The organism is Bradyrhizobium tropiciagri (assembly GCF_018130505.1).
Taxonomy (GTDB): domain Bacteria; phylum Pseudomonadota; class Alphaproteobacteria; order Rhizobiales; family Xanthobacteraceae; genus Bradyrhizobium; species Bradyrhizobium tropiciagri_B.
Genome location: NZ_JAFCKH010000003.1, coordinates 340,622 through 365,551, shown reverse-complemented (window position 1 = coordinate 365,551; position 24,930 = coordinate 340,622). Strand labels below are relative to the sequence as shown.

Annotated in this window: 22 protein-coding genes; 5 read left to right on the top strand and 17 right to left on the bottom strand. The window is 65.2% G+C overall.

Translation table 11 applies throughout. From position 1 onward, the window contains the following. Positions 1-9: 9 nt before the first annotated feature. The 3 genes from JQ633_RS09300 to JQ633_RS09290 form a co-directional block, all read right to left on the bottom strand. Positions 10-588: a hypothetical protein gene (locus JQ633_RS09300; RefSeq protein ID WP_211984689.1), complete on the bottom strand. Its 579-nt coding sequence runs from the start codon at positions 586-588 to the stop codon at positions 10-12. A 196-nt stretch (positions 589-784) separates the two neighbouring features. Then, the gene (locus JQ633_RS09295) at positions 785-994 is read right to left on the bottom strand and encodes a DUF4170 domain-containing protein (RefSeq protein ID WP_028347002.1); all 210 of its coding nucleotides are present in this window, start codon (positions 992-994) and stop codon (positions 785-787) included. Positions 995-1,023: 29 nt separating this feature from the next. Continuing rightward, entirely contained in the window at positions 1,024-2,661 is a 1,638-nt protein-coding gene (locus JQ633_RS09290) for an isocitrate lyase (protein ID WP_211984688.1), read from the bottom strand. A 410-nt stretch (positions 2,662-3,071) separates the two neighbouring features. Between JQ633_RS09290 and JQ633_RS09285 the strand changes: the two genes are divergently transcribed. After that, positions 3,072-4,514 (top strand): helix-turn-helix domain-containing protein, encoded by a 1,443-nt coding sequence (locus JQ633_RS09285; RefSeq protein WP_211984687.1) that lies wholly within the window; start codon positions 3,072-3,074, stop codon positions 4,512-4,514. A gap of 100 nt (positions 4,515-4,614) precedes the next feature. On the opposite strand, the gene JQ633_RS09280 is transcribed toward JQ633_RS09285, so the two are convergent. The 3 genes from JQ633_RS09280 to JQ633_RS09270 form a co-directional block, all read right to left on the bottom strand. After that, a complete protein-coding gene (locus JQ633_RS09280) occupies positions 4,615-4,872 on the bottom strand; it encodes an iron oxidase (RefSeq protein WP_211984686.1) in 258 nt (85 codons plus the stop codon). A gap of 249 nt (positions 4,873-5,121) precedes the next feature. Continuing rightward, a complete protein-coding gene (gene htpX / locus JQ633_RS09275) occupies positions 5,122-6,057 on the bottom strand; it encodes a zinc metalloprotease HtpX (RefSeq protein ID WP_211984685.1) in 936 nt (311 codons plus the stop codon). Positions 6,058-6,277: 220 nt separating this feature from the next. Then, positions 6,278-7,933, bottom strand: a complete 1,656-nt coding sequence (locus JQ633_RS09270) for an ATP-binding protein (RefSeq protein WP_211984684.1) — start codon at positions 7,931-7,933, stop codon at positions 6,278-6,280. Positions 7,934-8,136: 203 nt separating this feature from the next. Here JQ633_RS09270 and JQ633_RS09265 point away from each other — a divergent pair, with 203 nt between their 5' ends. The 4 genes from JQ633_RS09265 to JQ633_RS09250 all read left to right on the top strand — a co-directional run bounded on the left by JQ633_RS09265 (position 8,137) and on the right by JQ633_RS09250 (position 12,560). Then, the gene (locus JQ633_RS09265) at positions 8,137-9,444 is read left to right on the top strand and encodes a lytic murein transglycosylase (protein ID WP_211984683.1); all 1,308 of its coding nucleotides are present in this window, start codon (positions 8,137-8,139) and stop codon (positions 9,442-9,444) included. 343 nt (positions 9,445-9,787) lie between these two features. Continuing rightward, positions 9,788-10,291 carry a DUF1993 domain-containing protein gene (locus JQ633_RS09260; RefSeq protein WP_211984682.1) on the top strand — a complete coding sequence of 168 codons (504 nt, stop codon included), beginning with the start codon at positions 9,788-9,790 and terminating at the stop codon, positions 10,289-10,291. Between the two features lie 206 nt (positions 10,292-10,497). Continuing rightward, positions 10,498-11,358 carry an SDR family NAD(P)-dependent oxidoreductase gene (locus JQ633_RS09255; RefSeq protein ID WP_211984681.1) on the top strand — a complete coding sequence of 287 codons (861 nt, stop codon included), beginning with the start codon at positions 10,498-10,500 and terminating at the stop codon, positions 11,356-11,358. Positions 11,359-11,456: 98 nt separating this feature from the next. Continuing rightward, positions 11,457-12,560, top strand: a complete 1,104-nt coding sequence (locus JQ633_RS09250) for an alkene reductase (protein WP_211984680.1) — start codon at positions 11,457-11,459, stop codon at positions 12,558-12,560. Between the two features lie 273 nt (positions 12,561-12,833). On the opposite strand, the gene JQ633_RS09245 is transcribed toward JQ633_RS09250, so the two are convergent. From JQ633_RS09245 to JQ633_RS09195, 11 genes are all read right to left on the bottom strand, one after another. Further along, complete coding sequence (locus JQ633_RS09245; RefSeq protein ID WP_211984956.1) at positions 12,834-14,576, bottom strand: ABC transporter substrate-binding protein; 1,743 nt, start codon at positions 14,574-14,576, stop codon at positions 12,834-12,836. Positions 14,577-14,691: 115 nt separating this feature from the next. Beyond that, a complete protein-coding gene (locus JQ633_RS09240) occupies positions 14,692-15,018 on the bottom strand; it encodes a DUF2160 domain-containing protein (protein ID WP_211984679.1) in 327 nt (108 codons plus the stop codon). A 9-nt stretch (positions 15,019-15,027) separates the two neighbouring features. Further along, positions 15,028-15,834: a carbohydrate ABC transporter permease gene (locus tag JQ633_RS09235; RefSeq protein ID WP_157329945.1), complete on the bottom strand. Its 807-nt coding sequence runs from the start codon at positions 15,832-15,834 to the stop codon at positions 15,028-15,030. Further along, positions 15,834-16,736 (bottom strand): carbohydrate ABC transporter permease, encoded by a 903-nt coding sequence (locus JQ633_RS09230; protein WP_211984678.1) that lies wholly within the window; start codon positions 16,734-16,736, stop codon positions 15,834-15,836. The genes JQ633_RS09235 and JQ633_RS09230 overlap by 1 nt, the downstream gene beginning before the upstream one ends. Beyond that, a complete protein-coding gene (locus JQ633_RS09225) occupies positions 16,736-17,821 on the bottom strand; it encodes an ABC transporter ATP-binding protein (RefSeq protein ID WP_211984677.1) in 1,086 nt (361 codons plus the stop codon). Before JQ633_RS09225 ends, JQ633_RS09230 begins: the two co-directional genes overlap by 1 nt. A gap of 12 nt (positions 17,822-17,833) precedes the next feature. Further along, on the bottom strand, positions 17,834-18,970 hold the full coding sequence (locus JQ633_RS09220) for an ABC transporter ATP-binding protein (RefSeq protein ID WP_211984676.1): 1,137 nt from the start codon (positions 18,968-18,970) through the stop codon (positions 17,834-17,836). Beyond that, the gene (gene glpD, locus JQ633_RS09215; RefSeq protein WP_211984675.1) at positions 18,967-20,511 is read right to left on the bottom strand and encodes a glycerol-3-phosphate dehydrogenase; all 1,545 of its coding nucleotides are present in this window, start codon (positions 20,509-20,511) and stop codon (positions 18,967-18,969) included. The genes JQ633_RS09220 and glpD overlap by 4 nt, the downstream gene beginning before the upstream one ends. Before the next feature lie 410 nt (positions 20,512-20,921). Next, on the bottom strand, positions 20,922-21,758 hold the full coding sequence (locus JQ633_RS09210; protein WP_211984674.1) for a DeoR/GlpR family DNA-binding transcription regulator: 837 nt from the start codon (positions 21,756-21,758) through the stop codon (positions 20,922-20,924). A gap of 116 nt (positions 21,759-21,874) precedes the next feature. Continuing rightward, the gene (locus JQ633_RS09205) at positions 21,875-22,069 is read right to left on the bottom strand and encodes a hypothetical protein (protein WP_211984673.1); all 195 of its coding nucleotides are present in this window, start codon (positions 22,067-22,069) and stop codon (positions 21,875-21,877) included. A 319-nt stretch (positions 22,070-22,388) separates the two neighbouring features. Then, complete coding sequence (locus tag JQ633_RS09200; RefSeq protein ID WP_433995638.1) at positions 22,389-22,850, bottom strand: acyl-CoA thioesterase; 462 nt, start codon at positions 22,848-22,850, stop codon at positions 22,389-22,391. Continuing rightward, positions 22,832-24,928, bottom strand: a complete 2,097-nt coding sequence (locus JQ633_RS09195; protein ID WP_211984671.1) for a 3-hydroxyacyl-CoA dehydrogenase NAD-binding domain-containing protein — start codon at positions 24,926-24,928, stop codon at positions 22,832-22,834. Before JQ633_RS09195 ends, JQ633_RS09200 begins: the two co-directional genes overlap by 19 nt. Between the last annotated feature and the right edge of the window lie 2 nt (positions 24,929-24,930).

The following is a 24,930-nucleotide window of genomic DNA, read 5'->3' as shown; positions in this document are numbered from 1 at the left end:
GACCGGCGGTTAGAGATTCTTCAAACTTGCAAACAGCGCGAGACCGAACAGCGCCAGCGCGCCCATGAGGAAGCCAAACACGAACATGCCGAAGCCGCCGCGACGGCGGTGTACGACGATCGGCGCGGGCTGCGACAACGCCGGCGGCTCGGCAACCGGAAGCGGGGTCGCGACCATTGCATGCTCGCGCTCGATCAGCCGCCGCGCCACGTAGTCGGTGACGGCATCGACGATCACGGGCACGTCGTGCGATTCGGCGAGCACGATGCGGCCGAACCTGGTGTCCTGAACGAAGCGGTAGATGCGCTTGTCGCGGCCCATCAGGACGTGGGCGACGACATCGATCCACAGCCGCGGAGTCTCGCCCTGGGTGACGCCGCGGTCGAACAGGTCGACCTTGTCCGGCACCTGGGCGAACAGCGGGTCGAGCGCCTCGTTGAGAATTTCCAGCCGCGCCACCTCGGCATCGCGCAATTCGACAACGACGCCGGTGCGGTCGGCCGCCTCGATCCGGGCCCGCCGCAGCGCCTCACGCAGCGTCGGGCGCATTTCGCGCGCCTCACTGCCCGTGTTCTGCGGATCAGACATCGCCGGCGGCCTCGTGGTGACGGGTTTTCCTCGCATTAACCTATCAGCAACCATGACGTCCGCAAAGGCGGTTGGTTCCCGAGCAGTTGGCCTCGCACTTATCCCCAGCCAAAGACTCCTGTCCCGAAAACGGACGACCCCACCCGGATGAACCGGATGGGGCCGCCGTCCTTGGACGTTTCTTGATTGATGAGGATCAGGCCGAGACCCGCGAGGGCTCCTCGACGATCGAGAAGCGCACGCCGGCCTTGTGGCGGCTCTCCTCCGAGACCTCTTTCCAGCACTCTTCGGCTTCCTTGCGGGTCTTGAACGGACCCCTGACCTGGGCGGACCCTTCCACGAGCTTGTGGAAGTTCATCGAGCCGAACTCACCGCCGATCACCCAGAAATTGCTGCCTTTGGTCATTGTCAGTCTCCTGTTGCCCGGATCAACCGTTAGCCGAACTGGTTCATCGTATTGTGCGCGCCGCCCGCCTTCAGCGCGGCCTCGCCCGCAAAGTATTCCTTGTGGTCGTCGCCGATGTCGGAGCCCGCCATGTTCTGGTGCTTCGCACAGGCGATGCCCTGACGGATTTCCGCACGCTGAACGTTCTTCACGTAGCCGAGCATGCCCTGGTCGCCGAAATACTCCCTCGCGAGATTGTCGGTCGACAGCGCCGCGGTGTGGTAGGTCGGCAACGTGATCAGATGGTGGAAGATGCCGGCACGCTTCGATGAATCGGCCTGGAAGGTGCGGATGCGCTCGTCGGCCTCGATGGCCAGCGGCGTATCGTCGTATTCCGGCTTCATCAGTTCGGCGCGGTTGTACCTGCTGACATCCTTGCCCGCTTCCTTCATCGCATCGTAGACCTGCCAGCGGAAGTTGACGGTCCAGTTGAACGACGGCGAGTTGTTGTAGGCCAGCTTCGCGTTCGGAATCACCTCGCGAATGCGGTCGACCATCTTGGCGATCTGCTCGATATGCGGCTTCTCGGTCTCGATCCACAGGAGGTCGGCGCCGTTCTGCAGCGAGGTGATCGAGTCGAGCACGCAGCGGTCCTCGCCGGTGCCGGCGCGGAACTGGTAGAGGTTCGAAGGCAGCCGCTTCGGACGCATCATCTTGCCGTTGCGGTTGATGATGACGTCGCCGTTACGGGCATTCTCGGCCGTCACTTCCTCGCAATCGAGGAAGCTGTTGTACTGGTCGCCGATGTCGCCGGGCTTGTGGCTGACCGCGATCTGCTGCGTGAGGCCGGCGCCGAGCGAGTCGGTGCGGGTCACGATGATGCCGTCTTCGACACCGAGTTCGAGGAAGGCGTGGCGGCAGGCGCGGATCTTCGCGATGAACACCTCGTGCGGCACCGTCACCTTGCCGTCCTGGTGACCGCACTGCTTCTCGTCGGACACCTGGTTCTCGATCTGCAGGGCGCAGGCACCTGCCTCGATCATCTTCTTGGCGAGCAGATAGGTCGCCTCGGCATTGCCGAAGCCGGCGTCGATGTCCGCGATCACGGGCACAACGTGGGTCTGGAAGTTGTCGATCTTCTCGATCAGCGCGGCTTCCTTCGCCTTGTCGCCTTCCTTGCGGGCGGCGTCGAGCGCGCGGAAGGTGTCGTTGAGCTCACGGGAGTCCGCCTGGCGCAGGAAGGTGTAGAGCTCCTCGATCAGCGCCGGCACCGAGGTCTTCTCGTGCATCGACTGATCCGGCAGCGGTCCGAACTCGGAGCGCAGCGCGGCGATCATCCAGCCGGACAGGTACAGATAGCGGCGATCGGTCTTGCCGAAGTGCTTCTTGACCGAGATCAGCTTCTGCTGCGCGATGAAACCGTGCCAGCAGCCCAGCGACTGGGTGTACTTGGTCGGATCGGCGTCATAGGCAGCCATGTCGGCACGCATCAGCGCCGCGGTGTAGCGGGCAACGTCGAGGCCGGTCTTGAAACGGTTCTGCAGACGCATGCGCGCCACGGCTTCGGCGGAGACGCCGTTCCAGGTCGGCTGCGTCTTGAGGAGGGCTTCGGCTGCCTCGATCTGGCTCTGATAGGAAGCCGGTCCCTGGATGCCCTGGTCGCTGATGCCGCGCGGTTGGAAGTTCATGTGTCTGCTCCTTTTTCGGTGACGGCAAACCGGCGGCTAATACCTTCTCTGCCCGTTCGCCTTCGCCATACATTCTTGACAGTGCATTGCGAAATGCGTGGCAGGAGATAAACGCGAGAAAACGAAGTCCGTATAGATGGCTTGTTTTTTATTGGTGATGTCATGTAACATATGCACTTGTAACAAATGTCGATTTGTTAATTTTGTCACGAAATGGGTCAGGAAGACTGCCATGGTTGCGGGTTCCGAGGATGAGTTTGGCGCTCTCTGCTGCCGTCGGCGCGTAGCCCGGATGGAGCGCAGCGCAATCCGGGGCAGGCCCATCCATGGACGAAGCGGTCCCGGATTACGCTACGCTCCATCCGGGCTACGAAGCATCCAGGAGGAGCCAAAGCGCGCAGGAGTTCCCCATGCCTGCTGAGTCCGGAAAGAAACTCTTCGTCGGCCCGCGGTTCCGGCGGATCCGGCAGCAGCTCGGGCTGTCCCAGACCCAGATCGCCGAGGGCCTCGGCATCTCGCCCTCCTACGTCAACCTGATCGAGCGCAACCAGCGCCCGGTGACGGCGCAGATCCTGCTGCGGTTGGCCGAGACCTACGACCTCGATCTGCGCGACCTCGCCACCGCCGACGAGGACCGCTTCTTCGCGGAACTCAACGAGATCTTCTCCGATCCGCTGTTCCGCCAGATCGATCTGCCGAAACAGGAGCTGCGCGACCTCGCCGAGCTCTGCCCCGGGGTGACCCACGCGCTGCAACGGCTGTATGCCGCCTACACCGAGGCGCGCCGCGGCGAGACGCTGGTGGCGGCGCAGATGGCCGACCGAGAGGGCTCGCAGTTCGAGGCAAATCCGATCGAGCGGGTGCGCGACCTGATCGAAGCCAACCGCAACTATTTCCCGGAGCTGGAGACCGCCGCGGAGACGTTGCGCGACGAGCTCAACGTGCCGGCCGAGGGCCTCTACGCCGCCCTCGCCGCGCGTCTTCGCGAAAAGCATTCGATCGTCACCCGCGTGATGCCTGTCGACGTGATGCGCGAGACGCTGCGCCGTTTCGACCGCCATCGCCGGCAGCTCCTGATCTCGGAACTGGTCGACAGCCCCGGCCGCAGCTTCCAGCTCGCGCTGCAGCTCGGCTTCGCCGAGTGCGGGCCCGGCATCGACGCCATCGTCGGCCGCGCCGGCCCGCTCGACGACACCGCGCGCCGGCTCTACCGCATCACGCTGGCGAATTATTTCGCGGCGGCGGCGATGATGCCCTACCAGGCATTTCATTCCGCCGCGGAAACCCTGAGCTACGACGTCCACGTGCTGGCGCAGCGCTTCAACGCCGGCTTCGAGCAGGTCTGCCACCGCCTCACCACCTTGCAGCGGCCGAACGCGCGCGGCGTGCCGTTCTTCATGCTGCGGGTCGACAACGCCGGCAACGTTTCGAAACGCTTCTCCTCGGGCACCTTCCCGTTCTCGAAGTTCGGTGGCACCTGCCCGCTGTGGAACGTGCATTCGACCTTCGACATGCCGGACCGCCTGCTCAGCCAGGTGATCGAGCTGCCCGACGGCACGCGCTACTTTTCGATCGCGCAGATGGTGCGCCGGCCAGTGGCGCCCTACCCGCAGCCGCAGCCGCGCTTTGCGATCGGCCTGGGCTGCGAGATCCGGCATGCATCGAAGCTGGTCTACGCGACGGGGATGGATCTCGAGAAGGCCGAGGGCACGCCGATCGGCGTCAATTGCCGGCTCTGCGAGCGCGAGAACTGCAGCCAGCGCGCCGAGCCGCCGATCACCCGCAGCCTGATCCTGGACGAGACCACGCGGCGGGTCAGCTCGTTCGCGTTCTCGAACGCGCGGGAGTTGTAGTTAGTAGCGTGGGCAAAGGAGCGCCGCGACGCGCCCACCATCCGTTACGTGCTCGTGATGGTGGGCACGCTACGCTTTGCCCACCCTACGCAGCCAACGCTCAATCCACCGCCGCGAACGCGTTACACCAGCCGTCCCTGCTGATCACGCCCTCGACCACCTTGCAGCCGTCGGGCGCGACGAACAGCGTGCACAGGGCGCAGGCGTAGATGCCGTTCGGCGTGTCCTGGTACTCGGCCTGCGGTTTGGTCATCTTGTCGGAGGCCGCCGCCCGCCGGATCAAGAGTGCCGCGGGAATTCCTCCGATGGCCGCGCCGATGAAAACACGCCGCGATCGGCGTCCGTGTTGTTGAGCCATGGTGTTCACCCCATGCGTCGTCCTTGCGAAAGCCGGGACGACAGCGAGTTTGGTCGCATCGCTTGCCACAAACAAGGTGTCATCACCCGGCTTGACCGGGTGATCCAGTATTCCAGAGGCAGTCGTGCTTGAGCGGATGAGCCGCGGCGTACTGGATCGCCCGGTCGAGCCGGGCGATGACGGCGGTGGGCGGGGGCGCAGTATCACCTGCCCGGATGCGGCCCGCGATGCGATCGCCGACCGGCCGCTTTACCCCCACGGCCCGCGCTGGCCTGACGATCCACCCCACGGGCTGCGCGACGGGTAGCTGGCGCCGGCCGGGCGCGGCGCGGTCAGCGTGCCGAGTTCGGCGGCGAGCTGCTGCAGGGCGGCGATGCGGTTCGCGGTCGAAGGATGGGTCTTGAACAGATTGTCGACGCCGTGGCCCGACAGCGGGTTGATGATGAACATGTGCGCTGTCGCCGGATTGCGCTCGGCCTCCATGTTCGGCATCTGATGCGCGCTGTTCTCGATCTTGGCGAGCGCGGAGGCGAGCCACATCGGCTGTCCGACGATGCGCGCGCCGAGATTATCGGCGGCGTATTCGCGGGTGCGGCTGATCGCCATCTGCACCAGCATGGCGCCGAGCGGCGCCAGGATCATCATCGCGATCGAGCCGATGACGCCCGGGCCGCTGTTGTTGCCGCGGTTGCCGCCGAAGAACATGCCGAACTGCGCCAGCATCGAGATCGCGCCGGCGATCGTCGCGGTGATCGTCATGGTCAGCGTGTCGTGATGCTTGATATGCGCGAGCTCGTGCGCGATCACGCCGGCGAGTTCCTCGCGACTGAGCTGCTGCATCAACCCGGTGGTGACGGCGACCGCGGCGTTCTGCGGATTGCGGCCGGTCGCGAAGGCGTTGGGTTGCATCTCGTCCATCACGAACACGCGCGGCATCGGCAGGCTGGCGCGCTGCGCCAGCTCGGCGACGAGATGGTAGAGCTCCGGCGCCGAGTTCTGGTCGACCTGATGGGCGCCGTACATCGACAGCACCATGCGGTCGGAATTCCAGTAGGTGAACAGATTTGTCGCGGCCGCGATGACGAGCGCGATCACCGCGCCGGTGCCGCCGCCGATCAGATAGCCGACGCCCATGAACAGGCCGGTGAGGCCGGCCAGGAGGAGCGCTGTGCGAAAATAGTTCATCGTGGTTCCCCGACGGCAGGTGAGATACTGCCATAACTGACGCGCTTGAGGGTGGGATTTGCCGAAGAGCGCCGCAAGGGGAGCCGCTGCGTCGTGGCGACGCGGGCGCGGGTTACGGTTTGGTCATGCGGGGCAATGTCGTAGCCCGCATGAGCGCAGCGATATGCGGGGAATACCTGCCCCGGATATCGCTGCGCTCATCCGGGCTACGGGATCGTGGCTACTCCGCCGGCTCCTTCACGACCTCCGCCGCCTCCTCGCGCAGCGCGACGCGCAGCATGCGGGCGAGCTCGGCGCGGCTGTAAGGCTTGGCCAAAAACAGGATGCCCTCGTCGAGCCGGCCGTCATGGTCGAAGGCGTTTTCGGTGTAGCCCGAGGTGAACAGCACGCGCAGCGACGGCCGCCGCTGCTGCGCCGCGGTGGCGAGTTCGCGGCCGTTCATCGAGCCCGGCATGATGACATCCGTGAACAGCAGGTCGACCGGCGCGCCGCTGTCGAGCACGGCGAGCGCCTCTTGCCCGTTGCTCGCCGACAGCGTCCGGTAGCCGAGGCTGTCGATCTGGGTGAGCACGTAGGAGCGCACCAGCCTGTCGTCCTCGACCACCAGCACGATCTCCTGGCTCCCGTGCAGGTCCGGCTGCGGCGGCGGGCCGGCGGCAACCACAGGCGAGGTGATCATCGCGCGCGGCAGATAGAGCACGACACGGGTGCCGCGACCGACTTCGCTCTCGAGCGTGATGTGGCCTTCGGATTGCTTGACGAATCCGTAGACCATGCTGAGCCCGAGCCCGGTACCCTTGCCGACGTCCTTGGTGGTGAAGAACGGCTCGAACACTTTTGCCAGATCCGCCTCCGCGATGCCCTGGCCGGTATCGACCAGCGCGATCGCGACATAGTCGCCGGTCTTGAGCCCGTCATGGCCGTTGACGTCGGACGGCTTCAGCTCGGCGCTGCGGGTCTCGATCGTGAGCCTGCCGCCCTTCGGCATCGCATCGCGCGCGTTCAGCGCGAGGTTGATGATCGCGGTGGCGAGCTGGTTGGAATCGACCAGCGCACGCGGCAGCTCGGCCGCGGGGCGGAAGTCGATGTCGACATGGTCGCCGATGGTCGGCCGCAGCAGCTCGATGGTGTCGACCATCAGCGCGTTGACGTCGACATCGGTCGGCTGCAGCGGCTGCTTGCGCGCGAAGGCAAGCAGATGCCGCGTCAGCGAGGCGCCGCGCTCGGCGGCGTCGCCGATCAACGAGGTGATCTCGCGCAGCTGCCGGTTATGGGTCACTGCCTCCGCCAGGATGTCGATAGTGCCGGTGATGACGGTGAGGATGTTGTTGAAGTCGTGCGCGATGCCGCCGGTGAGCTGGCCGACCGCCTCCATCTTCTGCGCCTGGCGGATCTTGCTCTCATTCGCCTCGGCCTCGCGGAAGCGTTGCAGCAGGAATTCCTGGCGCTGGCGCTGCCGCCCCTCCTCGGCGAGCGCGACATGCGCCTCGCGCAGCTGCGCCTCGGTCGGGATCGCCATGATCTTCGGAATCAGCGGCCACAGCATGATCGCGGTGAAGATCGAGGCGATCGCGGTCGTCGCCTTGAGCAGGCCCTCGAGGCCGTAGATCGGCACCCACAGCGTATAGATCGCGAACACGTGGGTGAGCCCGCACAGCAGGATGAAGGCGGCGAACAGCCACGCCATCCAGCCGAACTGGAAATCGCGGCGTTTTGACACCACGATCGCGAGCGCGAACGGGATCGAGAAATACGAAGCGGCGATGATGGCGTCTGAAATAACGTGCAGCCAGATCAACTCCGGCTCCCACAACAGGCAGATGCCGTGCGGCGAGAATGTCGACGAATCCAACAGACGCTCGAGAAAACTCCACATGGGTCCCTCCGGGCGTGATCGATCCACCGGCCCCCTGCCCGCGAATCATTCCCGATCATAGCGGCGGCCAAGTGCCCTGCCGAAGCCCAATTGGTCTAACCCGTTGTTGCACGGTGTCGCCCTGGTGTATGCAGGGCGGCCATATTCCAAAGGTCCGTCAGCCGATGACATCGATGCCAGCAGCTTCCCGTCGCGCCCCGATCATGATCGCTGCTGTTGCGGCGGCGCTGACGCTCTCGTCCGTTGCATCGGCGCAACAGCCGCTGCCTGCTCCCGTAAAACCACTGCCCGCCAAGCCGCGGCAAGCGGCGGCCTCGCCGCGTGCAGCGTCGTGCCACAACGGCCAGACCTTCGACCGCTTCCTCGCCGAGCTGAAGCAGAAGGCGGTCGCCGCCGGCGTCTCGCAGGGCACGATGGCGGAAGCCGCGCCCTACCTGATCTACGACCAGGGCATCGTCAACCGCGATCGCGGCCAGCGCGTGTTCGGCCAGCTCTTCACCCAGTTCGCCGGCCGCATGGCCGCGAACTATCGCATGCAGCAGGGCCAGCAACACATCCGGACCTATGCGGCCGCGTTCGCGCGCGCCGAGAAGGAGTATGGCGTGCCGCCGGCGGTCATCGCCGCGTTCTGGGGACTGGAAAGCGATTTCGGCGTGCAGATGGGCAATCTGCCGACGCTGAAATCGCTGGTGTCGCTCGCCTATGACTGCCGCCGCTCGGAGATGTTCCAGGCCGAGACCATCGCGGCGCTGAAGATCATCGACCGCGGCGACCTGACGCCCGAGGAGATGATCGGCTCGTGGGCCGGCGAGCTCGGCCAGACGCAATTCCTGCCGACGCATTATTTCAACTACGCCGTCGACTATGACGGCGACGGCCATCGCAATCTGCTCGCCAGCGGGCCCGACGTGATCGGCTCGACCGCGAACTACATCGCCAACGGCCTGAAGTGGCGGCGCGGCGAGCCATGGCTGCAGGAGGTGCGCGTGCCGCAGTCCGCGGACTTCCCGTGGGATCAGTCCGACCTCACCATCAAGCTGCCGCGTTCGAAATGGGCCGCGCTCGGCGTCGCCTTGACCGACGGCAAGCCGCTGCCGAGCGACGAGATGCCGGCCTCGCTGCTGCTGCCGATGGGACGGCAGGGGCCGGCCTTCCTCGCCTACGCGAATTTCGCCGCTTACACGGAGTGGAATAACTCGCTGATCTATTCGACCACCGCCGGCTATCTCGCCGGCCGCATCGCCGGCGCGCCGCCGATGCAGAAGCCGCACGGCCCGGTCGCGCAGCTGTCATTCGGTGAGATCAAGGAGCTGCAGGGACTTCTGGTGCGCGCCGGCTTCGACGTCGGCAAGGTCGACGGCGTGCTCGGTCAGGCCAGTCGCAGCGCGGTCAAGGCGATGCAGGTGAAATACGGCCTGCCGGCGGATTCCTGGCCGACCGCCGAATTGCTGTCCCGCATGCGCGGCCCCCGCGCCGCGCCCGCGGAAGCCGCGATGCCGGGGATGCGGTAGCCGCGCTGCGCATTGCCGTAGCCCGGATGCAGCGAAGCGAAATCCGGGGCCTGCATCCGCGGCAAGATTCCCGGATTGCGCTTCGCTCCATCCGGGCTACGCACTCTTTTTCCCGTCATCCTGAGGAGCGCACCGCGCGTCTCGAAGGGTCGACGGCCACCGGCCGGGCCGTGCATCCTTCGAGACGCGCGGTGCGCTCCTCAGGATGACGGGATTGATAGCTGCGCTGCGGAAAATATTTGACCAACTGTTACAGTCCCTCGCAGTTGTATTCATCCCTGCGCCGCCCCATTTGCAGCAACGCCATTCGGCACATCCGGTTTCAGCATCGCGAGAACACACCATGTCCTTCCATGACGCCGTCGTCTCCGCTTACCTGCAAATCCTCAACAGCCTCACTGGCCTGCTCAGCAAAGCGGAAGCGCATTGCGAGGCCAAGAAGATCGAGCCCGCGGTGCTGCTGGGATCGCGGCTCTATCCGGACATGCTGCCGCTGACCAAGCAGGTGCAGCTGGTCTGCGATCACGCCGCCCGCGGTTGCGCGCGGCTGACCCACAGCGAGGTGCCGTCGACGCCGGACACCGAGACGACCTTTGCGGAGCTGAAGCAGCGGCTGGCGAACACGATCGCCTATGTGAAGTCGTTCAAGCCCGAGCAGTTTGACGGTGGCGATGCCAAGGACGTCACCTTCCCGGTCGGTCCCGGCCGCACCTTGACGCTGAAGGGCCAGCAATTCCTCAACGCGTTCTCGTTCCCGAACTTCTACTTCCACGCAGTGACCGCGCACGGCATCCTGCGCCACAACGGCGTCGAGATCGGCAAGCGCGATTTCCTTGGCGTGAGCTGACGCGTTCCATCGCGCGCGTCATTCCGGGGCATCGCGCAGCGATGAACCCGGAATCTCGAGCCACATAACTTCTGGATTCCGGGTTCTCGCTTCGCGAGCCCCGGAATGACGGCGCGAGACTAATTCCCGCACCGCGGGATTTTCGCCTCACGCGCACAGCCGTGCTACTGCTCCCTGACAACAACAAGACGTCAGGGAGCACGCCCATGTCCACCACCACTCACGCGCCGAAATCCGTCGATCCGTCCGCTTCACTGCATGCGGAAGCGCTGGGGCTGGCGCAGGGCCGCGGCCGTCTCGCCGGCCGGCGTATCATCGTGGTCGGCGCGGGACAGCGCTCAACCGTCGACGAGGCGCCGCCGATCGGCAACGGCCGTGCGATGAGCACCCTGTTCGCGCGCGAGGGCGCGGCTGTTGCGTGCCTCGACATCAACAAGGAAGCCGCTGACGACACCGTCGCGCAGATCAAGGGCGAAGGCGGCAACGCCTTCACCGATGTGGTCGACGTCTCTGACGTCGCGCAGATCGCGCCAGCGGTGGAGCGCTGCGTGCAAAAACTCGGCGGGCTCGACGGACTGGCGCTCAACGTCGGCATCTCGTGCGGCCTGTCGCTGCCCAAGATGACGGCAGAGGCGTGGGACCGCGACTACGCCGTCAACGTGCGCAGCCACATGCTGTTCGCGCAGAAGGCGCTGGAGGTGATGGCGCCGGGCGGCGCGATCATCCTGATCTCCTCGATGGCGAGCCAGCGCTCGGGCGGCCGCAACCCGGCCTATGAATCCTCCAAGGCGGCGCAGATCGCGCTGGGCCGCGCCATCGCCCGGGCTGGTGAAGAAAAGGGCATTCGCTGCAATGTGATCGCGCCCGGCTTCATGGACACCCCGATGGGCCGCGACGCCAGCCGCCGGCGTTCCGACCGCGCCGTGACGGTGCCTTTCGGCCGTCAGGGCACCGGCTGGGAGGTCGCCTATACTGCGCTGTTCCTGATCTCGAATGAATCCTCCTACGTCAACGCGCACACCCTGTTCCTCGATGCCGGCCACATGGGCGGGATCGTGCGCGGCTAGCCTGCGAAGAGCTAATGGCTCGGCCATTGCGCTCGTCATTGCAATGCACAAGTCTGTCCCATGAAGTCTTGCCCACCCAACACCCTGGAACATTCCTCATGAGCCAACCGACCAAACTTCTCGAGCCCTTCAAGCTTGGCGCGCTGACGCTGCCGAACCGCCTGGTGATGGCGCCGCTGACGCGCAACCGCGCCGAGCCGGGCAGCTTCGTGCCGAGCCCGCTTGCGGTGGACTATTACGGACAGCGCGCCTCCGCCGGCCTTCTCGTCACCGAAGCGAGCCAGGTCTCGCAGCAGGGCCAGGGCTATCAGGACACGCCCGGCATCTATTCGAAGGAGCAGGTCGAGGGCTGGCGCAAGGTCACCGACCGCGTGCATGAGCGCGGCGGCCGCATCTTCATCCAGCTCTGGCATGTCGGCCGCATCTCGCACACCTCGCTGCAGCCCGGCGGCGGCAAGCCGGTCGCGCCAAGCGCAATCCGCGCCAAGGGCAAGACCTTCGTGAACGGCACCTTCACCGAGATCTCCGAGCCGCGCGCGCTGGAGCTGTCGGAAATCCCGGGCATCATCGACGACTTCAAGCGCGGCACCGCGAACGCGCTGGCCGCCGGCTTCGACGGCGTCGAGATCCACGGCGCCAACGGCTATCTGCTCGACCAGTTCGCCCGTGACGGCACCAACCAGCGCACCGACGCCTATGGCGGATCGATCGAGAACCGCGCCAGGCTGATGCTCGAGGTCTCGAAGGCGGTGGCCACCGAAGCCGGCGCCGAGCGCACCGGCATCCGCATCTCCCCGGTGACGCCGGCCAACGACACCACCGACTCCAACCCGCAGCCGCTGTTCGACCACATCGTCGACCACCTCAATGCGCTGAAGCTGACCTACATCCACGTCATCGAAGGCGCGACCGGCGGCCCGCGCGACATCGCGCCGTTCGACTATGCGAGCCTGCGCAAGCGCTTCAAGCAGGCCTATGTCGCCAACAACGGTTACGACTTCGCGCTGGCGGAGAAGGTGCTGGAGCAAGGCGCAGCCGACCTGATCGCGTTTGGGAAGCCGTTCATCTCGAACCCCGATCTGGTCGAGCGGCTGAAGGCCGGCGCGCCGCTCAACGAGTGGGACAAGGCAACCTTCTACGGCGGCGGCGCCAAGGGCTACACGGATTATCCGACGCTGAAGGCGAAGGAAGCGGCGGAGTAGCGCAGGTGTGCTCCCCTCGCCCCGTTCTTACGGGGAGAGGGGTCGGGGTGAGGGGCTGTCTCCGCAAACTCGATAGAAATGAGTACGCGGAGAGTCCCCCTCACCCGATTGCTTCGCAATCCGACCTCTCCCCGCAAGCGGGGCGAGGTAAGGAAGATGCTTCACGCACTCCGGAATGACGTAGAGACTGCTCGGAGCCGCCGCGACCAAACAAAAAGGCCGGGATCGCTCCCGGCCTTTCGCAGTTTCTCGGATGGCGTGGGCTGGTACGCCTTACTTCGCTTCGGCGCGCTTGGGCGGGGTGGCCGGCCACGACTTGATCAGGGTGTCGTAGTCGACGGTCTCGCCCTTCGGCTTCTCGTTCGCGAGCTTGCGCTGCGGAGCGATGGTGCCGTCCTTCTCGGCCTTCTTGAACCAGAACTCGGCGGTTTCCTTCTTGTTCAGCTTCGGTCCGCAGGCACCCTGCACACCGGACTTCTCAAGACGCTCCATCACCGAATCCTGGGCCGCGGCGAGCGCGTCCATCGCCTGCTGCGGCGTCTTGGTACCGGACGACGCATCGCCGATGTTCTGCCACCACAGCTGCGCAAGCTTCGGATAGTCGGGCACGTTGTTGCCGGTCGGGGTCCACTGCACGCGCGCGGGCGAGCGGTAGAACTCGATCAGGCCGCCGAGCTTCGGCGCACGCTCGGTGAACGACTTGTCCCAGATATCGGACTCACGGATGAAGGTGAGACCGACATGGCTCTTCTTCAACGACACCGTCTTGGAGATGATGAACTGCAGATAGAGCCAGGCCGCCTTGCGGCGGTCGGCCGGGGTCGACTTCAGCAGCGTCACCGAGCCGGCGTCCTGGTAGCCGAGCTTCATGCCTTCCTTCCAGTACGAGCCGTGCGGCGACGGCGCCATACGCCACTTCGGCGTACCGTCCGCGTTCATCACGGCGATGCCCGGCTTCACCATGTCGGCGGTGAAGGCGGTGTACCAGAAGATCTGCTGGGCGATGTTGCCCTGCGCCGGCACCGGACCGGACTCCGAGAAGGTCATGCCCTGGGCCTGCGGCGGAGCATACTTCTTCAGCCAGTCGAGATATTTGGTGATCGAGTACACCGCGGCCGGACCGTTGGTGTCGCCACCACGCTCGACCGAAGAGCCGACCGGGCGGCAGCCTTCCATGCGGATGCCCCACTCGTCGACCGGCAGACCGTTCGGAATGCCCTTGTCGCCGTTGCCGGCCATCGACAGCCAGGCGTCGGTGAACCGCCAGCCAAGCGACGGGTCTTTCTTGCCATAGTCCATATGGCCGTAGACCTTGACGCCGTTGATTTCCTTGATGTCGTTGGTGAAGAACTCGGCGATGTCCTCATAGGCCGACCAGTTCACGGGCACGCCGAGCTCGTAGCCATACTTGGCCTTGAACTTGGCCTTGTACTCGGGATTGGTGAACCAGTCGTAGCGGAACCAATAGAGGTTGGCGAACTGCTGGTCGGGCAGCTGATAGAGCTTGCCGTCCGGCGCGGTGCCGAACGACTTGCCGATGAAGTCGTTGACGTCGAGCATCGGATCGGTGACGTCCTTGCCTTCGCCGGTCATGTAGTCCGACAGCGCAATCGTCTGGTTGTAGCGGAAGTGGGTGCCGATCAGGTCGGAGTCGTTGATCCAGCCGTCATAGACGTTCTTGCCGGACTGCATCTGGGTCTGCAGCTTCTCGACGACGTCACCTTCCTGGATGATGTCGTGCTTGAGCTTGATGCCGGTGAGCTCGGAGAACGCCTTTGCGAGCGTCTGCGACTCGTATTCGTGCGTCGTGATCGTTTCCGAGACGACGTTGATCTCCATGCCCTTGAAGGGCTCGGCGGCCTTGGCGAACCACTCCAGCTCCTTCTTCTGGTCTTCCTTCGACAGCGTCGAGGGCTGGAATTCCGCGATCCACTTCTGGATCACGGCATCGTCGGCTGCGCGGGCCGGCGCAGCAATCGCCAGCGACGCCGCAATCAGCGCGGCCGCGCTGGTCATAGTCAAAAGACTATCCTTGGTCGTTCTCAAATGTCGCATAATGTTTCCTCCGGTTGCAGCGACAAAACCAAACCCCAGGCCCGGGTAGACCCCGGATCTGTCTTTCTCGCTTTCGTCAGACGGTGCGGAAGATCGCCACGGCTGAAAGAAGCGAAATCACTGTTGCGAGCCACAGGCTCGAGACCTCCACGCCCTCGCCGATCGGCAGCGTGAAAATCGGATCGGTGCCGACCAGCCCGATCCACACCAGGTGGATCACGGCGGCCAGCACCAGAGAAATGAACAGACGATCGCCCCGCGTGGTCGGGATCGTCAGCACGCCGACGCGTTCGGCCTCGGGATAGACGGCCGCGAGCCAGGTCATCACGCCGAGCGTGCACGCCAGCAGCGCGAAGAAGATCGCGGTCGGCAACGTCCAGGCCATCCATGCGATGGATTCCATGACCGCCTCCTACACCCGGCCGAGCGCGAAGCCGCGCGCGATATAGTTGCGGACGAACCAGATCACGAGCGCGCCCGGAATGATGGTGAGCACGCCGGCGGCGGCGAGCAGGCCCCAGTCCATGCCGGCGGCGGACACCGTGCGCGTCATGATCGCGGCGATCGGCTTGGCCTGTACCGAGGTCAGCGTTCGCGCCAGCAGCAGTTCGACCCAGGAAAACATGAAGCAGAAGAACGCCGCGACGCCGATGCCGCTCGCGATCAGCGGCACCAGGATCTTGATGAAGAAGCGCGGGAACGAATAGCCGTCGAGGAACGCGGTCTCGTCGATCTCGCGCGGCACGCCGGAGACGAAGCCTTCGAGGATCCATACCGCCAGCGGCACGTTGAAGATGCAGTGCGCGAGCGCGACCGCCCACGGCGTATCGAACAGGCCGATCGCCGAGTAGAGGTTGAAGAACGGCAGCGCATAGACCGCCGCCGGCGCCATGCGGTTGGACAGCAGCCAGAAGAACAGATGCTTGTCGCCGAGGAAGCGGTAGCGTGAAAACGCGTAGGCCGCCGGCAGAGCTACCGAGATCGAGATGATGGTGTTGAGCACGACATATTCGAGCGAATTGATGTAGCCCGAATACCAGCTCTCGTCGGTGAAGATGCGCTTGTAATGCTGCAGCGTCGGCGTATGCGGCCACAGCGTCATCGTCGAGACGATCTCTGCGTTGGTCTTGAAGCTCATGTTGACGAGCCAGTAGATCGGCAACAGCAGGAAGATCAGAAACAGCGCCATGATCAGGCGACGGCCGGGAATCGAGTGCATCACGCCACTCCTTCCTTGGCCGGGCGATCGGTGCCGGCATTTGTCATCACGGTGTAGAACACCCAGCACACGATCAGGATGATCAGGTTATAGACCAGCGACAGCGCCGCGGCCTTGCCGAGGTCGAACTGGCCGAGCGCGATCTTGACCAGCTCGATCGACACGAAAGTGGTCGAGTTGCCAGGGCCGCCGCCGGTGACGACGAACGGCTCGGTGTAGATCATGAAGCTGTCCATGAAGCGCAGCAGCACCGCGATCAGCAGCACGCGATTCATCTTCGGCAACTGGATCGCCTTGAACACCGCCCAGCGCGAGGCGCCGTCGATCTGCGCCGCCTGGTAATAGGCGTCGGGGATCGATTTCAGACCGGCATAGCACAGCAGCGCAACCAGGCTGGTCCAGTGCCAGACGTCCATCACGATGACGGTGACCCAGGCATCGACGTCATTGGAGACGTAATTGTAGTCGAAGCCGAGATGGTTCAGCACATAGCCGAGCAGGCCGATGTCGGGCCGGCCGAAGATCTGCCAGATGGTGCCGACCACGTTCCACGGAATCAAAAGCGGCAGCGCGAGGATGACGAGGCAGGCCGCCACGCTCCAGCCCTCGCGCGGCATCGACAGCGCGACGACGATGCCGAGCGGCACCTCGATCGCGAGGATGATCGCCGAGAACAGCAGGTTGCGGCCGAGCGAAGCCAGGAAGCGGCCGCCGAGATCGGTCGAGGGATCGAGCAGCTCCTTGAACCAGCCGACGCCGTTCCAGAAGAACTGGTTGTTGCCGAAGGTGTCCTGCATCGAATAGTTCACGACGGTCATCAGCGGGATCACTGCGGAGAACGCCACCACCAGGAACACCGGCAGCACCAGGAACCAGGCTTTCTGGTTGACGGTCTTGTCCATCAGGCAACCCCCTCGACCAGTTGGCTGTCGGCATAGACGTGGACATGCGCGGGATTGAAGATCAGCCCGGCGGTGTTGCCCGATGTCGAGAAGCCCGGCGGCACGCGCGCGGCGAATTTGGTGTCGCCGACTCGGACGCGGGCGAACTGGATGCGGCCGAGATCGTCGATCCGCTCGATGGTTGCCGACAGCAGGCCCGATGCGGGCGTCGCGACATCGACGAATTCCGGCCGCACGCCGATCTCGATCTTCTTGCCTGCGGGAAGCGCGCCGTAATCGCGGCGCAGGCCGATGATGTGGCCGTCGATCCGCGCTTCGTGGCCGCTCACCTCGGCGGGCAGGATGTTCATGCCGGGCGAGCCGATGAAATAGCCGACGAAGGTGTGCGCCGGCTTGTCGAACAGTTCGGCCGGCGTACCGCTCTGCACCACACGGCCGTCATGCATGACGACCACGGTGTCGGCAAACGTCAGCGCCTCGGTCTGGTCATGGGTGACGTAGATCATCGTGAGATCGAGCTCGCGGTGCAGCGCCTTCAGCTTGGAGCGCAACTGCCACTTCAGCTCGGGATCGATCACGGTCAGCGGCTCGTCGAACAGCACGGCGGCGACGTCGGAGCGTACCAGGCCGCGGCCGAGCGAGATCTTCTGCTTTGCATCCGCGGTCAGCCGCGTCGCCTTGCGATTGAGGTACGGCGAGAGATCAAGCAGATCGGCGATCTGCTTCACGCGCGCATCGACCTCGCCTTTCGCAACGCCGCGGTTCTTCAGCGGAAAGGCGAGGTTCTCGCCCACCGTCATGGTGTCGTAGATCACCGGGAACTGGAACACTTGCGCGATGTTGCGCTTCTGCGTCGACAGCGGCGTGATGTCCTTGCCGTCGAACAGGATCTTGCCGCGCGATGGGGTCACGATTCCCGAAATCAGGTTGAGCAGCGTGGTCTTGCCGCAGCCGGACGGGCCGAGCAGCGCATAGGCGCCGCCCTGCCGCCAGGTCATGGTGACCGGCTTCAGCGCAAAGCTTTCCTGCGGCGCGTCGTTGCCGCCGTAGGAGTGCGCGAGGTCGACGAGGTCAATGCGGGCCATCTTGCATCTCCCTCACTTGCTGTTGGCCGCCGCGCCAGCCTGGCGCGAACCGTTGTGTATTTCGCCTGAAAACGCCGTGGCCGGCGACGCGACCAGCCGGTCGGCGGCGTCGAACACGAAGATGTTGCCGGGATCGAGCGCGGCATCGAGCATCTGCCCGGGTTCGTATTCGTGCACGCCGTGCAGCACCGCGACCCAATTCGATTCATGGACATGCAGATGCACGAAGCTCTCCGAGCCCGTGATCTCGGTCACCGTCACGGCGGCGGAGAATTTGTGGCGGCCGGCCGCCGCGCTGCCGACCTCGAGCTGGTGGGCACGGAAACCGACCCGGTAGCTGCCGTCGGACAGACCGGCATAGAGGCCGCTCGCCGGCGCCTGCTCGCCGCCGGCGTAAGTCACCTGCGCGCCCTTCTTCTCGATGCCGATGATGTTGAGCGGCGGATCGGAGAACACCTGCGCGACGCGCAGCGAGTCCGGATGGCGGTAGACTTTCGGCGTCTCGCCGACCTGCAGCGCCTTGCCTTCCCACATGCACACCGTGTTGCCGCCGAGCAGCAGCGCCTCGGAGGGTTCGGTGGTCGCATAGACGAAGATCGCGCCGGAAGCCTCGAAGATGCGCGGCAGTTCGGCGCGCAGCTCCTCGCGCAGCTTGTAGTCGAGATTGGCGAGCGGCTCGTCGAGCAGCACGAGGTCAGCGCCCTTGACCAGCGCACGTGCGATCGCGGTGCGCTGCTGCTGGCCGCCGGAGAGCTGCAACGGCGTGCGCTTGAGGTAGGGCTCGAGCCGCAGCAGTTGCGCGGCCTCGGCGACGCGCTGCTCGATCTCGGCGCGCGGCTTGCCCTGCACGCGCAGCGGCGAGGCGATGTTCTCGTACACCGTCAGCGACGGATAGTTGATGAACTGCTGATAGACCATCGCGACCGAACGCTGGCGCACGTCGGCGCCGGTGACGTCCTTGCCGTCGACCAGCACGCGACCCGTCGCCGGCTTGTCGAGGCCGGCGAGCAGCCGCATGATCGAGGTCTTGCCCGACAGCGTCGGCCCGAGCAGCACGCTGAGCGTGCCGCGTTCCAGCGTCAGCGAGACGTCGCGGATGGTCTCAATGCCATCCACGGTGCGCGTGACGTTTTGCAGCGTGACGCTCATGTCCGTCCTCCGGCTTCGCGAAGGGGACGTTCAGCTGAGACGCGGTTGGCTGCCATCCATTCGTTGAGCGCGGCGATTTCGTTCGCCGTCATCCGCAAGCCGAGCTTGGATCGTCGCCAGACAACATCCTCAGCAGTGTGCGCCCATTCGTTCGCCATCAGGTACCTGACTTCGCTTTCCGTCAAGGTGGCGCCGAACGCGCGGCCGAGCTCGGCCGCGGATGTTGCATTGCCCAAGAGTTTGGCGGCGCGCGTGCCATAGGCATGCGCCAGACGGTTCGCATGCGGCTGCGTGAGGAACGGATAGTTGCGGATCAATTCGGCGGTCAGCGCCGGAATCGCGGAGACGTCCATGTCGCCGCCGGGCAGCGGCGCCTTGCCGGTCCAGCCTTGCTGCGACTTCGTGCCGCGCAACCAAGGCGCCAGCCGCTCCAGCGCCTCTTCGGCGAGGCGGCGATAGGTCGTGATCTTGCCGCCATAGATCGACAGCAGCGGCGTACCGCCGGGCGTGTCGAGCTCGAACACGTAGTCGCGGGTCGCGGCCTTGGCTTCGCTGGCGCCGTCGTCATACAGCGGTCGCACACCGGAATAGTCCCAGACGACGTCCTCGGGCTTCACCGGTTTGGCGAGATATTCGCTGGCGGAGGCGCAGAGATAGGCGATCTCCTCCTGGCTCGCCTTCACCTTGGCGGGATCTCCGTCATAGTCGCGATCGGTGGTCCCGATCAGCGTGAAGTCGTCCTGATAGGGGATCACGAAGATGATGCGGCCGTCGGCATTCTGGAAGGTGTAGGCGCGGTCGTGGTCGTAGAGCTTGCGGACCACGATGTGCGAGCCTTGCACGAGGCGCACCTTTGCGCGCGCATTGACGCCGGCGCCGGAGGCCAACACCTGTTCGACCCACGGGCCGCCGGCATTGACCAGCGCGCGTGATTTGATCGTTTCGCGCGCGCCGCTGCCGCGATCTTCCACGGTGACGTGCCAGACGCCGTCGACCTGCCTGATCTCGACTGCGCGGGTGCGGGTGCGGATCTCGGCGCCGCGATCGGCGGCATCGCGCGCCGTCAGCACGACGAGGCGCGCGTCGTCGACGAAGCAGTCCGAATATTCAAAACCCTTGCGGTAGCGATTCGGAATCAGCGCCTTGCCGAGCGCGTCATGCGCCAGATCGACCGAGCGCGTTGCCGGCAGCAGATTGCGGCCGCCGATATGGTCGTAGAGGAACAGGCCGAGCCGCAGCAGCCAAGCCGGGCGCAGCCCGGAATGATGCGGCAGGATGAAACGCAACGGACGAATGATGTGAGGCGCGATCTGCCAGAGCGTCTCGCGCTCGATCAGCGCCTCCCGCACCAGGCGGAACTCGTAATATTCGAGATAGCGCAGCCCGCCATGCACGAGCTTGGACGACCAGGACGACGTCCCGCTGGCCAAATCGTTCATTTCACACAGGAAAACAGAGTTGCCCCGGCCCGCCGCATCGCGCGCGATGCCGCAGCCGTTAACGCCGCCTCCGATGATGGCGAGGTCGTAAATTCGATCCAAGAGCGCTTCCCCGGCAAACCGTCTTCGCTTTGACGGTTTTACTTTCGGATTTGATTAGATCACAACCAAAAACGAAAGCAAACCGAAAATGGGGAACCTGGGCTGGCTGCGGTGGGAAAACTTGTCGGTTGTCATTTCTCCCGCGCATATCCCTCCCCGTCACCCCTGAGGAGCCGCGAAGCGGCGTCTCGAAGGGTGCACGGCCCGGCCGGTGGCCGTCGACCCTTCGAGACGCGCTACGCGCTCCTCAGGGTGACGGGAGCAAGAGCGGGGTGTGTTGCTCGGTGACCATCCCCGTCATTGCGAGCGGAGCGAAGCAATCCATGCCGCCGCGCGCGGAGAGATGGATTGCTTCGCTCCGCTCGCAATGACGGGGAAAGAGCGGTGCTCGACGCACGGGCGCCCGCGCGCTACGCGCTGCGCATCGTCACAGGGGCAGGTGCCGGCTCGGCGCTGTTGTCGTCGATGTCGACTTGCGGCTTGTCCATTGCCACCACGACCTCGATGCCGCGGCTGTGGCAGATGTTGGCGAGGCCGGCGGGCAGTGGCGAGTCGGTGATGAAGGTCTGGATCTGGCTCATATGCGCGATGCGCACCGGCGCGCTGCGGCGCAGCTTGGTCGAATCGGAGACCAGCACGACGTTGCGCGCATTGGCGATGATCGCCTGCGCGACCTGCACCTCGCGATAGTCGAAATCGAGCAAGGCGCCCTCCTCGTCGATCGCGGAGGCGCCGATGATGGCGTAGTCGACCTTGAACTGGCCGATCAGTTGCGTCGCGGTCGAGCCGACCACGGCGCCGTCGGCGCGGCGCACGGTGCCGCCGGCGACCACCACCTCGATACGCGGATGGCGATAGAGCAGCATCGCGACGTTGAGGTTGTTGGTGATGACGAGCAGGTCCTCGTGCGAGGTCAGCGCGCTCGCGACCTCCTCCGTCGTGGTGCCGATATTGATGAACAGCGAGCAGCCGTTCGGGATCCGCGCGGCAGCCGCGGCACCGATCGCCTTTTTCTCCTCGGCGGCGACGAAGCGGCGCGCCTCATAGGCAAGATTCTCCACGCCGGAGGCGATGATCGCGCCGCCATGGATGCGGGTCAGCGCACGCTGGTCGCAGAGGTCGTTGAGGTCCTTGCGGATGGTCTGCGCCGAGACCTCGAACCGCCGCGCAAGATCCTCCACCATCACCCGGCCGAAGGCGCGTGCGATGTTGAGGATCTCAGTCTGGCGATGGGAGAGTCCGGCCACGGCGGCCCCCTTGAAGCGGCGAGTCGCCCATGGTGCGACCGTTCGGCGCAGAGGTCAACGATGGCCGCTCGGTCAATCCGGGACGCCGGAAGGGCGAACCCGGAATGACATCCCGCCTACGACGCCAGTTGCAGCGTTTGGCCTGTCAGGAGGCGGCGCGCGGCGCGTTCGGCCTCGCGGGCGTTGCGGAAGATCTGGCCTTCCAGACTGTCGAAACGGTGCGACGCAGCAAAGAACTGATAACCACCGGTATCGCGCACCACGATACCCGCGGTCTGCGAACTCACTTCGATCACGTAGCTGTCAGACATAGTCGGCCTCGGCTTGATTCCGGGCCGACAACAAAGCTGCTGCCGGTTTGTTCCTAGGCCTCACCATTCCGTCATCGCCCGCGCATGCGACGTGACGATGCGGGCGCGAATCGCGACGGCATCATCTCCCCACCGTCGTCCCGGCGAAAGCCGGGATCCATAACCACAGAGTCAAGTTGTTGAAACGAGTTGTGGCCCCAGCGCCGCGCAACAATGACCTTCCGGTGGTTATGGGTCCCGGCTTTCGCCGGGACGACGCGGCGGATGGTTCTCGCGCATCCTGCGGCTAGTCCCGTCGTCGCAAAGGATTCACAAGCTCTCAGGTCGCGATTGTGCCGCCGTCGCGCTGGATCGGCTGCGGCTGGCCGTGATCGTCGATCGAGACGTAGGTGAAATTGCCGTCGGTCACCAGGATCGATTGCTGTGCCCTGCGGCGCAGCACCCAGGCTTCGAGATGCACCGTGATCGAGGTGCGCCCGAGCCGCACCAGATTGGCGTGGACCGAGACGAGATCGCCGACATAGACCGGTTTGCGGAAGTTCATCGCATCGATCGCGACGGTCACGGTGCGGGACTTTGCGACCTTTGAGGCGAACACGCCGCCTCCGACATCCATCTGGCTGAGCAGCCAGCCGCCGAAGATATCGCCATTGGCGTTGGTGTCGGCCGGCATCGCCAGCGTGCGGATGCAGAGATCGCCCTTCGGCTCGGCGTCATTGCTCAGCGGCGCGTGAACGTGGGTGTCGGTCGCTTGCGAGTCGGTCACTTGAAACTCTCCCAGCCGGTATCCGGCGCAAACCGTCCGCCGAACTTGCGCATCAGCCCCTGCATGGTCGACACCACATTGTCGATGCCGCGGGTGCGGGCATAGTTGAGCGGGCCGCCGCGGAACGGCGCATAGCCGGCGCCGAAGATCATCGCGCCGTCGACCATGTCGGGATCGTCGACAATGCCTTCGCGCAAAGAGGCGACGCAGACATTGGAGATCGGCAGCACCAGGCGGTCGATCATCTCGTCGGTCACCCGGGGACCGGTCTCCGGCAGCGGCGGCTTCTCCGCCTTGCCGTCCTTCCAGATATAGAAGCCCTTGCCGGTCTTGCGGCCGAGCTCACCCCTGGCGACCTTGTCGCGCAGCCAGGCCGGCGTCGGCGGCAGCATGTCGCCGAACTTGGAGCGCAGCATGTCACCAACATCGAGGCAGATATCGAGGCCGACCTGGTCGGCGAGCTCGATCGGCCCCATCGGCATTCCGAACTGCTCGGCCGCCGCGTCGATCAGACGCTGCTCGATCTTCTCGTCCAGCATCATCATCGCTTCCAGCATGTACGGCGTCAGCGCGCGGTTGACGAGGAAGCCCGGCGAGCTCTTCACCGGCAGCGGCAGGCGGTCGATCGCGCCGACGAAGGCGCGCGCTTCCGTCAGCAGCGTCGCATCGCTGCCGTCATGGCTGACCACCTCGACGAGTTGCAGCCGCGACACCGGATTGAAGAAGTGCAGGCCGAGCAGCCGCTCCGGCCGCGCCAGCGTGGTGCGCAGATCCTGCAGCGGAATGCTCGACGTGTTGGTGGCGAGGATGGCGCCCGGCTTCATCCGCGGCTCGAGGGAGGCATAGACCTTCTGCTTCAGCTCGAGCTTTTCCGGCACCGCCTCGATGATCAGGTCGGCGTTGCGGACGCCCTCACCGTCCATGTCGGGGACCAGCCGGTCGAGCGCATCGCGCTGGTCGATCTTCTTGCGCATGATCTTGCCGAACAGCTCGGACGCACGCTTGATCGCGCCGGCGATCGGCTCGGACTTCATGTCGGCCAGCGTGACCCGCATGTCCTGGTTGGCGCACCAGGCCGCGATGTCGCCGCCCATCGCGCCGGCGCCGATGACATGGACGTGCTGCACCTTGTTGCCACTGCCTGCGACCTTCTTCATCTGCTCGCGCAGGAAGAAGACACGGATCAAATTCTGCGCCGTCGGCGTCACCATCAGATTGGCGAACGAGGCCTTCTCCGCGCTCAGCATCGCCGCGCGGTCGCCGGCATGCTTTTCCCAAAGATCGATCAGCGCGTAGGGCGCGGGATAGTGCGCACGCGGCGCGGCCTTCTCTGCCTCGCGGCGCATGCGCGAGGCGAGAAAGCCCCGGGCGGCGCCGAGATTGAGCAGTCTGTTGAGCGCGCCGGGCTTCGCGCGTTTGAGCCGGCCGAACACCGCGTCCTTCACCGCATTACGGACGTGGCGCTCCTGGGTGACGGCATCGACCAGGCCGAGCGACTTGGCGCGGCGCGCGTCGATGGTCTTGCCGGTCAGCATCAGGGTCATCGCCTGCAGCGGATTGACCAGCTCGGTGAAGCGCACGGTGCCGCCGAGGCCGGGGTGCAGGCCGAGCATCACCTCGGGGAAGCCGAACCGCGCATCGTCGATCGCGATCCGCATCTGGCAGGCCAGCGCGACCTCGAGGCCGCCGCCGAGGCAGAAGCCGTGGATCACCGCGACCGAGGGCACGCGCAGCGCCTCCAGCCGGTCGATCACCGCATGGGCGCGGCCGATCTCGGTCTCGACCGCGCGCGGATCGCTGGCGCCGCGGAATTCGTTGACGTCGGCGCCGGCGATGAAGCCGCTTGTCTTCGCCGAGCGTATCACGAGGCCGGCGGGCCGCTGGCTCTCCAGCGCGGTGACGATCGCATCGAGCTCTTCGAGCAGGTCGGCAGACAGCGTGTTGGCGCTGGTGCCGGCGCGATCGAACAAGAGCCAGGCGATGCCGTCCTCGTCACGGGTCAGCTTGAAATTCTTGTACGGGCTGTCGGCCGCAGGAGTCGGCCCGAGTTCGAGCACGCGGTCGGCGAGAAGGTCGATGATCCGTGAATCCATGA